This is a genomic window from Caballeronia sp. LZ003, from assembly GCF_031451465.1.
GTDB lineage: Bacteria > Pseudomonadota > Gammaproteobacteria > Burkholderiales > Burkholderiaceae > Caballeronia.
In genome coordinates, this window is record NZ_JARUXJ010000001.1 from 2,688,573 (window position 1) to 2,700,755 (window position 12,183).

Consider the following 12,183-nt stretch of genomic DNA (forward strand, 5'->3'; position numbering starts at 1 on the left):
TTACGCCCGCCAGCAGCCGATGCAAACCGGCGCGATCGAGGGCCGATCAACGCTCGATCGAGACCCGATCGAAGCCGTTCAACGATATCTAGTATTATTTCGCCATGGTTCGCAAATCACATTTCGATCCGCAGCGCGTGCGCGAGGAAATCGCCATCGCGGCCGCGAGAATGATCGCCGAAGACGGCCTCGACTACTCCACAGCCAAGCGCAAGGCGGCGCGGCAGGTGGTCGGCGAGGCGAAGATCGGCGGCGAGTTCTTGCCCGACAACGATCAGATCGAAGAGGAGATCCGCGAGTATCAGGCGATCTTCCAGAGCGACAGTCAGCCTGTCGTCCTGCGCCGCATGCGCGAGTTCGCGCTCGAATGGATGGAACGGTTGAAGCCCTTCGATCCGTATTTGACCGGCGCGGTACTCAACGGCACGGCGGGCGAGCATTCCGACGTCCACTTGCAATGCTTCTGCGACAACCCGAAGGAAGTCGCGATCTACTTGCTGAACGCGAACATTCAGTACGACGTGTCGGAGACGCGGCATTTCGCCGGGCGCGGTTACGTGGAAACGCTGAGTTTTTTGCAGCGCATACCCGGCGAGGAACCAATGGGCCTGCACATCGCGCTGTACGATCCTGACGACCTGCGCGGCGCCGTGCGCGCCGATGGCCGCGGTCGTCTCGCGCGGGCGAACGCCGCGACGGTGCGCACGCTGCTCGATCATCCCGATACCCCGTCGCTCGAAATCAGCGGCTGACGCTATTTTTCCTATGAACAGCAAACGGATTCTGGCGCTTCTAGTCGTCGCGGTCGCAGCGACGGTCGGCGGCTTCTACGCGGGGCATGTCTTCACCGGCGGCGAAACCGTGGCCGCGACACAGAACAATGGCAACGCCGTCGAACAATTATGGAAGGCCGCGCCGCCGGGAGCCTCGGGCACCGCGCAACCGCTTGCATCCTTCAAAGGAAAACCGGTCGTCGTGAACTTCTGGGCTTCGTGGTGCGGACCGTGCGTCAAGGAAATGCCGGAGTTGTCGGCGCTGCATCGCGAATATGAGAAAAAAGGCATCACATTCATCGGCTTGGGAGTGGACAGCGAGAAGAACGTCAACGATTTTCTCGGTAAGGTGAACGTGGACTATCCCGTCTATGTGACGGGCTTCGGCGGTGCCGACCTCGCGCGCAGCTTCGGCAATAACGCGGGCGGTTTGCCGTTCACCGTCGTGATCGACGCAAAAGGCGTGGTCCGGTCGACCAAGCTTGGTGAAGTCAACGTCGCCGAACTTAAGCGCACACTCGACGCGCTGTAAAAATTCGCTGCGTTTTTAACCGAAGTGTCGCTCAATAAGCAGCAAGTTAGCAGGTTGAACGCCGATCTTGCCGGAACTTCGCTCTTTCGCTACGACTTGTCCGAACTTCTGCCCTACTGATCGGACCCTGTCGGAACGGTAAAACTAGACAAAATTCTCTAAAGAGCGCTAAAGTGCGCCGAATTCCGCACAACCCGAAGCGACCATGAACACTCAACCGGTGCCGCAAGGCGACATTGCTGTCGAAACCGACACGCGTTTGGTGTGCGTCGGCCAGCCTTTTCGCAGGCCATCGGGGAGCGCGCTTCAAAACGATCACGATGACGCATTCGACATGAACGCGCCTTGCGTGCCAATCGATTCTGCCGCCGCAACTTCGGCTCACGTTTGGTCCAGCGCACGGCGCTTGCAACAAACGCGTGCCGAAGCGCTGGCCCTGCCGGTCCGCGGCTGACAGTCAGAACACCACAAAGTCAAGTCAAGCACCGGGGACAGTCCCGGTCTCCAAGCATTGAAAGGGGAATTTTCGATGGACCTTCGTAAACTTAAAACGCTGATCGACCTCGTCTCGGAATCCGGCATCTCGGAACTCGAAGTGACGGAAGGCGAAGGCAAGGTTCGCATCGTCAAGAATGCGGCGCCGGTCTACATGCAGGCGCCTCAGCAATACGCGCCGCAAATGCAGGCCGCACCCGCGCCGTTCGCCGGCGGCGCAGGCGAAGGTTCGGCGGCGCCCGCCGCGAGCCCCGCTGCCGTCGCGCCGCAAGGACACATCGTCACTTCGCCGATGGTCGGCTCGTTCTACCGCGCGCCTTCGCCGGGCGCGGACCCGTTCGTCCAGGTCGGCGATACGGTCAAGGAAGGCCAGACCATCTGCATCATCGAAGCCATGAAGCTCCTGAACGAGATCGAAGCCGACAAGTCCGGCGTCGTAAAGGAGATCCTCGTCGAGAACGGTCAGGCGGTCGAATACGGCCAGCCGCTCTTCGTGATCGGCGACTGACGCGTTACGCCGGACGACGCCGGATGCACCTCATCACGATGGCTCGCACCGTGTTTTCGATCTCCGGCTGCCCGCCGTGTCCGCGCGCTTCGCATCGGTTTTCCCCGATGCCCGAACCGCGCGCCGCCGATTCGATTCCTGAGGGCGCGCCCGTCGCGCCCGTTGATGAGCCGACCCACAGCCATGTTTGAAAAAATCCTCATTGCGAACCGCGGCGAGATCGCGCTTCGCATCCAGCGCGCGTGCCGCGAACTGGGCGTCAAGACCGTTGTCGTCTACTCGGAAGCCGACAAGGAAGCAAAGTACGTGAAGTTGGCCGACGAAGCCGTGTGTATCGGTCCGGCGCCGTCGAACCTCAGTTATCTGAACATGCCCGCGCTCATCAGCGCGGCCGAAGTCACGGACGCCGAAGCCATCCACCCCGGCTACGGCTTCCTTTCCGAGAACGCCGATTTCGCCGAACGCGTCGAGCAATCGGGCTTCACGTTCATCGGGCCGCGTCCCGAAACCATCCGCATGATGGGCGACAAGGTCACGGCCAAGCAGACCATGATCAAGACCGGCGTGCCGTGCGTGCCGGGCTCGGAAGGCGCGTTGCCGGACGATCCAAAAGAGATCGTGAAGATTGCGCGCACGGTCGGCTATCCGGTCATCATCAAGGCGGCGGGCGGCGGCGGCGGACGCGGCATGCGCGTCGTGCATACGGAAGCGGCGCTCGTAAACGCGGTAAACATGACGCGCGAGGAAGCGGGCCGTGCGTTCGGCAATCCGCAGGTCTACATGGAGAAATTCCTGGAGAACCCGCGGCATATCGAGATTCAAGTGTTGGCGGATTCGTTCCGCAACGCGATCTGGCTCGGCGAGCGCGACTGTTCGATGCAGCGCCGACACCAGAAAGTGGTCGAGGAAGCGCCGGCGCCGGGTATCGCGCGGCGGCTGATCGAGCGTATCGGCGACCGCTGCGCCGACGCGTGCAAGAAGATGGGCTATCTCGGCGCGGGCACGTTCGAGTTCCTGTACGAGAACAACGAGTTCTACTTCATCGAAATGAATACGCGCGTGCAGGTCGAGCATCCGGTGACGGAACTCATCACGGGCGTGGATATCGTGCAGGAACAGATTCGCATCGCGGCTGGCGAGAAGCTCTCGATCCGCCAGAAAGACATTCAGTTTCGCGGCCACGCGATCGAATGCCGGATCAACGCGGAAGATCCGTTCAAGTTCACGCCGTCGCCGGGACGTCTCACGTCGTGGCACGCGCCGGGCGGTCCGGGCATCCGCGTCGATTCGCATGCGTACAACGGCTATTTCGTCCCGCCCAACTACGACTCGATGATCGGCAAGCTGATCTCCTACGGCGCGACGCGCGAGCAGGCGATCAACCGCATGCGGATCGCGCTCTCGGAAATGGTCGTGGAAGGCATTCAGACCAACATCCCGCTGCATCGCGAACTGATGATCGACGCCAAGTTCGTCGAAGGCGGCACGAGCATCCATTACCTCGAAAACAAGCTCGCCGCGCGCAAGGCGGCGGTGGCCGAAGAGTCGAAGGCATAAGCGAGTCGATTAGCATGAGTTACCGGGAATTGATCGCCGAGCTGGATCGCGAGCACGCGGAAGCGCTGTCGGATGCGTTGCTCGACGTGGGCGCGCTGTCGGTCTCCGTCGAGGACGCCGACGCCGACACGCCTGACGAGCAACCGCTTTTCGGCGAACCCGGCCTCACGCCGGAGAAGAGCGCGTGGAAGCGTTCGCGCGTGGTCGCGCTGCTCGCCGACGACGCCGATCCCGCCGTGCTTCTCGCGGCCGCCGCGAATGAAATCCGTCTCGCCGACACGCCCGCCTATTCCCTGCGCGAAGTCGAAGAGCAGGATTGGGTGCGGCTCACGCAAGCGCAGTTCGATCCGATTCATATCGGCGAGCGTATCTGGGTCGTGCCTTCGTGGCATGACGCGCCCGACCCGGACGCGCTCGTGCTCGAACTCGATCCGGGCCTCGCGTTCGGTACGGGCAGCCATCCGACCACGCGGCTCTGCATGGAGTGGCTGGAGCAGTCGGTGAAACCCGGACAGTCGTTGCTCGATTACGGTTGCGGCTCGGGCATCCTCGCGATTCTCGCGAAGAAGTGCGGCGCACAGCCGGTATATGGCATCGACATCGACCCGCAGGCGGTGGAATCCGCGCGTCAGAATAGCGAACGCAATCACGCCGACGTCATCTACGGTCTGCCCGACGAATGTCCTGCCGGCGAGTTCGATATCGTCGTTGCCAACATTCTGTCCAATCCGCTCAAGCTGATGGCGTCGATGCTTGCCTCGAAGGTGAAAGCGGGCGGCCGTATCGCGTTGTCGGGCATTCTCGCGCGACAGGCCGACGAGGTTGCGGCGGTCTACGCGCAGTGGATCGACATCGCTGTCTGGCGCGAGCACGAAGGCTGGGTGTGCCTCGCCGGAACTCGGCGCGAAAGCCTTTAGAATAACGCCATCGTCCACGACTAGGCCGCGAGGCCAATGGCACTCTCCTATGGCGCTGGCAACCCGCTGCCCACACTGCGAAACCGTCTTCAGGCTGGACCCGCATCTGCTCGCGCCGCATGACGGCCGCGTGCGTTGCGGCCATTGTCAGGAAGTCTTCGACGCCGCGCATCATCGCTTCGAGCTTCCGGAAGAGCACGCCGCGCCGCACGAGGCGCAACATGCGGCGATCATCGACGATGAAGTCGCCGTCGGTCCTGCAAGCTTTGCATCCGATGCGAAGGGCGATGCATCGGCGAATTCGGTGGCAGCGGAATCTCCGGGTGTTACGGCGCCGGCAACGCCGAAGATAGCGAAGGAAGTAGGGAAGCCGGCGACGCCGAGTCCGGCAGCGCCTGCCGCTGTAAAGCCTTCGACGCCTCCCGCCGCCAAGCCGATCACGCGAAAGACACCTGCGCCGGTTCCAAGCGGACCGTCTGCATCTGCGCCTCGACCGCTCGATCTCGGCGCGAATAATCCGCCCGCGCCGCCCGCGCCGCTTGTGCCTTTGGCGCCTGAAGAGGACAGCGACCGCACCGTCTACGCGAATACGCCTGCATCCGCGCAACCAGCGCAGAACCATCCCGCGAAGCAGTTCGTTCGTGTCGATGCACCGCCAGCCGATCACGTCACTCCGGCCGCACAATCTCCAACGCGCCCTGTCCCTCCGCCCGAGACACCCGCCGCACGCTTCGTTCCGCCGGACGATCGCGCGGAGCCGTTCATCGGCCCGACGCCGACCGCGGCCGAACCGCCGCGTCCCGCACCGGAGCCCGCGCCCGCCGCCGACTGGGGCAAGGACCCCGAGCCGGCCTTCGGCGCAAAGTCACCGCGCCCGCCGGGCGCCGCGCACGCGGCCAGCGCCAACGAAGCGTTCCCGGTCATCCGCGAATCGCGCGATGCACTCGGTCCGCTCGATCCGCCCGATCCCGAATGGACGCGTCCGCGCAAGGGCTGGCGCGCGGCGGGCATCGTGCTCTCGGTGCTGCTCGTGCTGACGCTGATCGGACAGATATTGTGGTGGCAACGCGAATCCGTCATGGTCTACGTTCCCGGCACGCATTCGCTCTACGCGGATATCTGCTATCAGTTCGGCTGCACCATCGCGCCGCCGCGCTATATCGACGGGCTGCAGATCGAGAGCTCCGGGCTGCGTCAGGTCGACGGTCCGCACAAGCTCGAACTGAAGCTGTCGCTGCGCAATCGGTCGGATGTATCGCTGGCTTATCCTGCGCTCGAACTCACCCTGCTCGACGACAAGAGCAACGTCGCCGTGCGCCGCGTGCTGTGGCCGCAGGATTACGCCCGACCGGGTACGATATTCCCCATCGGCCTTCCGCCGCAAAGCGCGCAGCCGGTCGTCGTGAGGCTGGATACGGGCGATGCGGTCGCCGCGAACTACAGGGTTCAGGTTTTCTATCCATGATGCGTGCCCGCGCGGCCGCACGAACCCTGTCCATTCTGACGCGCGCGTTAACATCGAAGATGAACGAACGCGCGCGCTTTCCCGTCAGCATCTGACACATTCTCTGGAGCGCAACATGAGTCAAGTTACCCTCGGCGGCAATCCTATCGACGTACGCGGCACGTTTCCGGGCGCCGGCCAGCAGGCGGCCGAATTCACGCTCGTCGGCGCCGATCTCGGCGACGTCAAGCTGGCGAATTTCGCGGGCAAGCGCAAAGTGCTGAACATTGTGCCGAGTCTCGACACGCCGACCTGCGCGACCTCGACGCGCAAGTTCAACGAGGCCGCCGCCGGCCTCGACAACACGGTCGTGGTGGTCGTCTCGGGCGATCTGCCGTTCGCCGCCAAGCGCTTCTGCACGACCGAAGGCATCGAAAACGTGGTGACGGCATCGACGTTTCGCGGTCACGAATTCGCGGAAGCTTATGGCGTGGACGTCACGAGCGGACCGCTCAAGGGCCTGACGGCACGCGCCGTCGTCGTCCTGGACGCAGACAACAAGGTGCTGCATTCGGAACTCGTGCCGGAAATCAAGCAGGAGCCGAATTACGACGCCGCGCTTGCTTCGCTCAAGTAAGGTCGACGGCATGCCGGACCGCCGCGGCGGTTCGGCGGTCCGCATACGGGACGCGGTGGACGCTCATAAGGGTTTCACCGCCGCGCGCCGTATGCGCACCCTCTTCCTCGGCACCTAAACTTAAAGGACGTTCGCCTTGGCTACGCTTATCTGCGGCTCGCTCGCCTACGACAACATCATGACTTTCCAGGGCCGCTTCGGCGACCACATCCTGCCGGACCAGGTGCACATGCTGAACATCAGCTTCCTGGTGCCGACGATGCGGCGCAACTTCGGCGGCTGCGCGGGCAACATCGCCTACGCGCTCAAGCTACTTGGCGGCGATCCCAAGATCATGGCGACACTGGGCGCGGCGGATGCTCAGTTGTATATCGACCGGCTCGACGCGCTCGGTATCTCGAAAGAGTACGTGCGCGTCCTGCCGGACCAGCACTCGGCGCAATGCTTCATCACGACCGACCTGGCGAACAATCAGATCACCGCGTTCCATCCCGGCGCGATGATGGAGTCGCACCTGAACCGCGCCGAGGAAGCTAAGAACATCTCGCTTGGCATCGTGGCTCCGGATGGCGCCGACGGCATGCGCGAGCACGCGGCGCAGTTCGCGTCGGCGGGCGTGCCGTTCGTGTTCGATCCGGGTCAGGGTCTGCCGATCTTGGAAGGTGTCGAGCTTTGTCGCATGATTGAACTTGCCACTTACGTGGCGGTCAACGATTACGAAGCCAAGTTGTTGAGCAACAAGACCGGATGGTCGATCGAAGACATCATGAGCCGCGTCGATGCGCTCATCATCACGCGCGGCGAGCATGGCGCGCAGATCTATCACGAGGACGGCGTGCTCGAAGTGCCCGCCGTGAAAGCGCGGCAAGTCGTCGATCCCACTGGCTGCGGCGACGCATTCCGCGGCGGCCTGCTGTACGGTATCGAAAACAAGCTTGGTTGGGAAAAGACGGGCCGTCTTGCAAGTCTGATGGGCGCATTGAAGATCGAACATCAGGGTCCGCAAACTTATGAGCCGGCACGTGCCGAAATTGAAGAGCGTTACAAGCAGGCTTTCGGAAGCAGCCTGTCGTGATTGAGTGGAGTAATGGAATGAAAACGATAAGTCGTATCGCGCTTGCAGTAGCGCTCGTCGGCTCGGTGGCGCTCACGGGCTGCGCCTACAACAGCAGTTCGCCGGACGTGTACACGGCTTCGCAGGCGCAACGTGAAGAGACGGTGCGCATGGCGACCGTCGAAAGCGTGCGGGGCGTGAAGATCAGCTCGAACAACGGTCAACCGACCGGTCTCGGCACCATAGGTGGCGGCGCGCTCGGCGGCGTGGCCGCAGCCAGCGTCATCGGCGGCGGCAACGGGTCGATCATCGCGGGCATCATCGGCGGTCTGGCAGGCGCGGTCGCGGGTAACGCGGTCGAGAACAACGTCGCCATGAAGAACGGCCTGGAGATCACCGTGCGTCTCGATAACGGCGACATGCGCGCCATCACGCAAACCTCGAACGGAGAAGTGTTCCAGGCAGGCGAGCGGGTTCGCCTGCTGTCGAGTGGCGGCGTCACACGCGTCACGCACTAAGGTATTCAGCGGAGGATTAGCCCTCGCGTGGGCTCGTCAGATCGAGCGCACGCAGGTCTTTCGCGTTCCGAACGAAGCGCATGTATCGAAAGATGCACGCGCTTTTTCTTTGGCTCACGAAAACGCGGCGAAGCCCCAAGTCATGCGAACGGAAAAACCCGCCGCCAGGTTTCCCTGAGCAGCGGGTTTGAGGCCGGGTAGGCCTACCCGGTCGAAAGGCACATCGGTGTGTGCCGTGGTCCTGCCAACTACGAACGTAAAGACTTACGGACGGCTGCCCGTCGGGAACGGCCATGCTGCCGCCGGATTCAACGCCGTCTTGACTGCGGCGGCCGGAGCCGGAGCAGGCGTCGATACGGTCGTTGCCGTCGTTGCAGGAGCGGCAGCCGTAGTCTTCTTCGCAGCAGCGGCCTTTTTGGCCGGAGCTTTCTTGGCTGCGGGAGCCTTCTTCGCTGCGGGAGCAGCGGAAGCAGGAGCGGCAGCGGGGGCAGGCGCGGCGGCGGGAGCAGGGGCAGCAGCGGTTTTGGCGGGAGCCTTTTTCGCGGCAGCCTTCTTCGCAGGAGCCTTTTTCGCGGCAGCCTTTTTGGCGGCAGCCTTCTTCGCGGGGGCCTTCTTCGCCGCAGCCTTCTTAGCAGGCGCCTTCTTGGCAGCAGCCTTCTTCGCTGCGGCCTTCTTCGCAGGCGCCTTCTTCGCGGCTACTTTCTTGGTGGCTACCTTCTTCGCTGCAGCCTTCTTGGCGGGCGCCTTCTTGGCAGCAACCTTCTTCGTTGCGACCTTCTTCGACGCTACCTTCTTTGCTGCCGCCTTCTTGGCCGGAGCCTTCTTCGCTGCAACCTTCTTCGCCGCGACCTTCTTCACCGCGACTTTCTTGGCTGCTACCTTCTTCGTGGCGACCTTCTTGGCTGCTACTTTCTTCGCCGGGGCGGCCTTCTTTGCGGTGACTTTCTTTGCTGCAACCTTCTTGGCTGCGGGTTTTTTCTTGGCAACTGCCATGGTTTTTCTCCTTCAGGTTTTCAGATGAGAGTCAGTTCAAACTACACCCTTCGTCAAAACCCGCTTCCCACGCGTCGCTTCTCAAGGCGCACGCTACGAAGCGGATTATTCATCGGCGTACGCTGATCCCACCTGCTTACGCTAATGAATACGGCAAGGCGCGCCGTGCCCTTTGGCACCGCGCGCCAGATAGTGTCAGCACCGCTGATACGCGGCGCCGGCCATCGCTTGATCGAGCCAGCGAGCTTGCCGCTGGCGTTTTCCGGGGGGAAGTTTGCCCATCCCATTGAAGGGATCGCAAAAGGCCTGTCTTCTATCGCAGCCGTGTACGAGCACGGGCTAGCTAAGTCACAAGGCGCACTCTGCATCAGGCGACCGTTCTCCTAAACCTTGTCGGCCGAGCGCGCGTGAGTGTCACGCCGCTGCCCGGCCGTCCCATCGATTTCGTCTGCAACACGTCCTGGGCTTGTTGTTATTCCCAGGTCAGCGCGCCGCCGGTTTGATACTCAATCACGCGTGTCTCGAAGAAGTTGCGTTCCTTCTTCAAGTCGATCATTTCGCTCATCCACGGGAACGGGTTTTCCTCGTTCGGGTAGAGCGGGTCAAGCCCGATCTGCTGGCAACGCCGGTTGCAGATAAAGCGCAGGTAGCTCTTGAACATCGACGCGTTCAGGCCGAGCACCCCGCGCGGCATGGTGTCTTCAGCGTAGCGATATTCAAGTTCGACCGCCTCCTTGAAGAGCTCGCGGATCTCGGCCTTGAAGTCGGCGGTCCACAATTGCGGCTCTTCGAGCTTGATCTGGTTGATGAGGTCGATGCCGAAATTGCAGTGCATCGATTCATCGCGGAGGATGTACTGATACTGCTCGGCAGCCCCCGTCATCTTGTTCTGGCGACCCAGCGCCAGGATTTGCGTGAAGCCTACATAGAAGAACAGCCCTTCCATGATGCAGGCAAACACGATCAACGACTTCAGCAATTTCTGGTCCGCTTCCAGCGTGCCCGTGGTGAAGGCCGGGTCCGTCAACGTCTGGATGAACGGAATCAGGAACTCGTCCTTCGCGCGGATGGAAGCGACTTCGTGATAGGCGTTGAAGATTTCGCTTTCATCGAGCCCGAGCGATTCGACGATGTACTGATACGCGTGCGTATGGATGGCTTCTTCGAACGCCTGGCGCAGCAAGAACTGGCGGCACTCGGGAGCGGTGATGTGACGGTACGTACCGAGCACGATGTTGTTCGCGGCGAGCGAGTCTGCCGTGACGAAGAAGCCCAGGTTGCGCTTGACGATGCGGCGCTCGTCGTCCGAAAGACCGTTCGGGTCTTTCCACAGGGCGATGTCGCGCGACATGTTCACTTCCTGCGGCATCCAATGGTTCGCGCAACCCGCAAGGTACTTTTCCCACGCCCACTTGTACTTGAACGGCACCAACTGATTGACGTCGGTCTTGCCGTTGATGATGCGTTTGTCCGCGACGTTGACGCGTGCTTCGCTTTGCGCGGCGATGACGCCAGCGGAAGGAGTCGCGGCTGCGGGCGGAACGAAGCCATCGGAGAAGATGTTGTTCGCTTGCGCGATCTGATGAGCAGCTTGATGAGCTTGGGCAGCACGATGATCGACATGCGCTGTACCTTGCGTACCGAAAGTCGTGCCTTGAGCGTTCTGCAACGGGTTCTGTTGCGAAGCGCTCGAGGGAGCTACGGCAGTGGTCTCGTCATCCCAGTTGAGCATAAATTCTCACCATCAATTTAGTTCGGTTTGTACCATCTTTCCATGAGCATTAAAAGAGTTTGCTCATGGAAATTCTCGTTTTCACGCGTTTTAGTTTCGGCGTTGCTTCCTGCATACAACATTTGGTTCATCACATCGTGTGTGAAGCGTCATGCAAGATCGGTGGAAGCGTGTGTGAAGCGGTCCTGATCGAGTGTGTTCGATGACACCGGCGAGTGCTTCGACCGTGTTCTCTCGAAGCTCTGAGAGCGTTGCCGCATAAGGCTTTGCGGCTGACGATCAAATCATGTCGCGTGACTTCGCGCTTGCTCGATGACTCTCTTCGCGATAGATGCCGCGTAGCGCTGACGTTCTTGCTTGCGATGTTCGAGCGATGCAATGTCGAGCGATGTCACAAGACTCAAGCGCTTGGATGATTCGTGGTGTCGATACGTCATCTCTGCATGCTCTTCGCCGTGCTTCGATGTGCTTTGCCGTGGTCTCGCGAGACGCGGATGCATGAGCTCGACGAGTGACTCGATGCAAGGGTTCGAAGCCTGTTCATGCATGCACCGAAGGCTGTTTCCGACCTCTCGGCAAAGCGCTCCGATGCGTCGAAACCGTTGCCGAAGTCTAGCATTTGGCGCATCCAATTTCCACTAGATATTGTGTCTTGCGTTCCCGGCAAATACAACCTATAGCGCTTGACGCACAGCCTCAGCGGCCTCGCAGCGGATCGAGCAGAGAGCGCAAATTGTATGGTCGATCTCATGCATGAGCGCAAGCAGGCGACCCAGCTTGCCCTCTGGAAAACCCTCACGCGCGAACCACGCGAGATAGTGAGCGGGCAAGTCGGCGATGAGCCGGTCCTTGTACTTGCCGTAGGGCATCGTCTGCGTGACGAGTCGTTGCAGGTCTTGCGGGTCCATCGCTTCTTCACTCCTCTTCCATGTTCAACGCGGCGCGTTGCGAGTTTCGTACTCGTCGGCTGCTCCATATCGGTGCCATAATCGCCGCTCTCGCTGCCTCGTGTCGAACGCGATT

The 12,183-nt window shown here is 61.6% G+C and carries 11 protein-coding genes and 2 pseudogenes; 9 read left to right on the forward strand and 4 right to left on the reverse strand.

Annotated elements, in window-relative coordinates; translation table 11 throughout:
• Window positions 1-104 precede the first annotated feature (104 nt).
• The 9 genes from QCE79_RS12130 (at window position 105) to QCE79_RS12170 (ending at window position 8,435) form a co-directional block, all read left to right on the forward strand.
• Window positions 105-752 (forward strand): UDP-N-acetylmuramate--alanine ligase, encoded by a 648-nt coding sequence (locus tag QCE79_RS12130; RefSeq protein ID WP_244826259.1) that lies wholly within the window; start codon window positions 105-107, stop codon window positions 750-752.
• Window positions 753-765: 13 nt separating this feature from the next.
• The gene (locus tag QCE79_RS12135; protein ID WP_250465675.1) at window positions 766-1,305 is read left to right on the forward strand and encodes a TlpA disulfide reductase family protein; all 540 of its coding nucleotides are present in this window, start codon (window positions 766-768) and stop codon (window positions 1,303-1,305) included.
• Window positions 1,306-1,834: 529 nt separating this feature from the next.
• Window positions 1,835-2,308 (forward strand): acetyl-CoA carboxylase biotin carboxyl carrier protein, encoded by a 474-nt coding sequence (gene accB / locus QCE79_RS12140; protein ID WP_244826261.1) that lies wholly within the window; start codon window positions 1,835-1,837, stop codon window positions 2,306-2,308.
• A gap of 183 nt (window positions 2,309-2,491) precedes the next feature.
• Window positions 2,492-3,865, forward strand: coding sequence for an acetyl-CoA carboxylase biotin carboxylase subunit (accC, locus tag QCE79_RS12145; RefSeq protein WP_244826262.1), 1,374 nt, complete (start codon window positions 2,492-2,494; stop codon window positions 3,863-3,865).
• Window positions 3,866-3,879: 14 nt separating this feature from the next.
• A complete protein-coding gene (prmA, locus tag QCE79_RS12150; protein ID WP_309844415.1) occupies window positions 3,880-4,782 on the forward strand; it encodes a 50S ribosomal protein L11 methyltransferase in 903 nt (300 codons plus the stop codon).
• A 49-nt stretch (window positions 4,783-4,831) separates the two neighbouring features.
• Complete coding sequence (locus tag QCE79_RS12155; RefSeq protein ID WP_309844419.1) at window positions 4,832-6,247, forward strand: DUF3426 domain-containing protein; 1,416 nt, start codon at window positions 4,832-4,834, stop codon at window positions 6,245-6,247.
• Window positions 6,248-6,362: 115 nt separating this feature from the next.
• On the forward strand, window positions 6,363-6,863 hold the full coding sequence (tpx, locus tag QCE79_RS12160) for a thiol peroxidase (protein ID WP_250465680.1): 501 nt from the start codon (window positions 6,363-6,365) through the stop codon (window positions 6,861-6,863).
• Between the two features lie 136 nt (window positions 6,864-6,999).
• Window positions 7,000-7,938: a carbohydrate kinase family protein gene (locus tag QCE79_RS12165; RefSeq protein ID WP_309844423.1), complete on the forward strand. Its 939-nt coding sequence runs from the start codon at window positions 7,000-7,002 to the stop codon at window positions 7,936-7,938.
• A 17-nt stretch (window positions 7,939-7,955) separates the two neighbouring features.
• A complete protein-coding gene (locus QCE79_RS12170) occupies window positions 7,956-8,435 on the forward strand; it encodes a glycine zipper 2TM domain-containing protein (RefSeq protein WP_244826267.1) in 480 nt (159 codons plus the stop codon).
• Between the two features lie 264 nt (window positions 8,436-8,699).
• On the opposite strand, the gene QCE79_RS12175 is transcribed toward QCE79_RS12170, so the two are convergent.
• The 4 genes and pseudogenes from QCE79_RS12175 to QCE79_RS12190 form a co-directional block, all read right to left on the reverse strand.
• Entirely contained in the window at window positions 8,700-9,428 is a 729-nt protein-coding gene (locus QCE79_RS12175) for a histone H1-like DNA-binding protein (RefSeq protein WP_244826268.1), read from the reverse strand.
• 31 nt (window positions 9,429-9,459) lie between these two features.
• Window positions 9,460-9,796, reverse strand: a pseudogene (locus QCE79_RS12180) (hypothetical protein).
• A 104-nt stretch (window positions 9,797-9,900) separates the two neighbouring features.
• On the reverse strand, window positions 9,901-11,160 hold the full coding sequence (locus QCE79_RS12185) for a ribonucleotide-diphosphate reductase subunit beta (protein ID WP_250465682.1): 1,260 nt from the start codon (window positions 11,158-11,160) through the stop codon (window positions 9,901-9,903).
• A gap of 696 nt (window positions 11,161-11,856) precedes the next feature.
• A pseudogene (locus QCE79_RS12190) lies at window positions 11,857-12,068 on the reverse strand (DUF3820 family protein).
• Between the last annotated feature and the right edge of the window lie 115 nt (window positions 12,069-12,183).

Bases quoted from the DNA above. Each gene is read 5' to 3' on its own strand.
- QCE79_RS12170 (WP_244826267.1), top strand. From the start codon at position 7,956: ATGAAAACGATAAGTCGTATCGCGCTTGCAGTAGCGCTCGTCGGCTCG.
- tpx (WP_250465680.1), top strand. From the start codon at position 6,363: ATGAGTCAAGTTACCCTCGGCGGCAATCCTATCGACGTACGCGGCACG.
- QCE79_RS12155 (WP_309844419.1), top strand. From the start codon at position 4,832: ATGGCGCTGGCAACCCGCTGCCCACACTGCGAAACCGTCTTCAGGCTG.
- QCE79_RS12185 (WP_250465682.1), bottom strand. From the start codon at position 11,160: ATGCTCAACTGGGATGACGAGACCACTGCCGTAGCTCCCTCGAGCGCT.
- QCE79_RS12175 (WP_244826268.1), bottom strand. From the start codon at position 9,428: ATGGCAGTTGCCAAGAAAAAACCCGCAGCCAAGAAGGTTGCAGCAAAG.
- QCE79_RS12135 (WP_250465675.1), top strand. From the start codon at position 766: ATGAACAGCAAACGGATTCTGGCGCTTCTAGTCGTCGCGGTCGCAGCG.
- prmA (WP_309844415.1), top strand. From the start codon at position 3,880: ATGAGTTACCGGGAATTGATCGCCGAGCTGGATCGCGAGCACGCGGAA.
- QCE79_RS12130 (WP_244826259.1), top strand. From the start codon at position 105: ATGGTTCGCAAATCACATTTCGATCCGCAGCGCGTGCGCGAGGAAATC.
- accB (WP_244826261.1), top strand. From the start codon at position 1,835: ATGGACCTTCGTAAACTTAAAACGCTGATCGACCTCGTCTCGGAATCC.
- accC (WP_244826262.1), top strand. From the start codon at position 2,492: ATGTTTGAAAAAATCCTCATTGCGAACCGCGGCGAGATCGCGCTTCGC.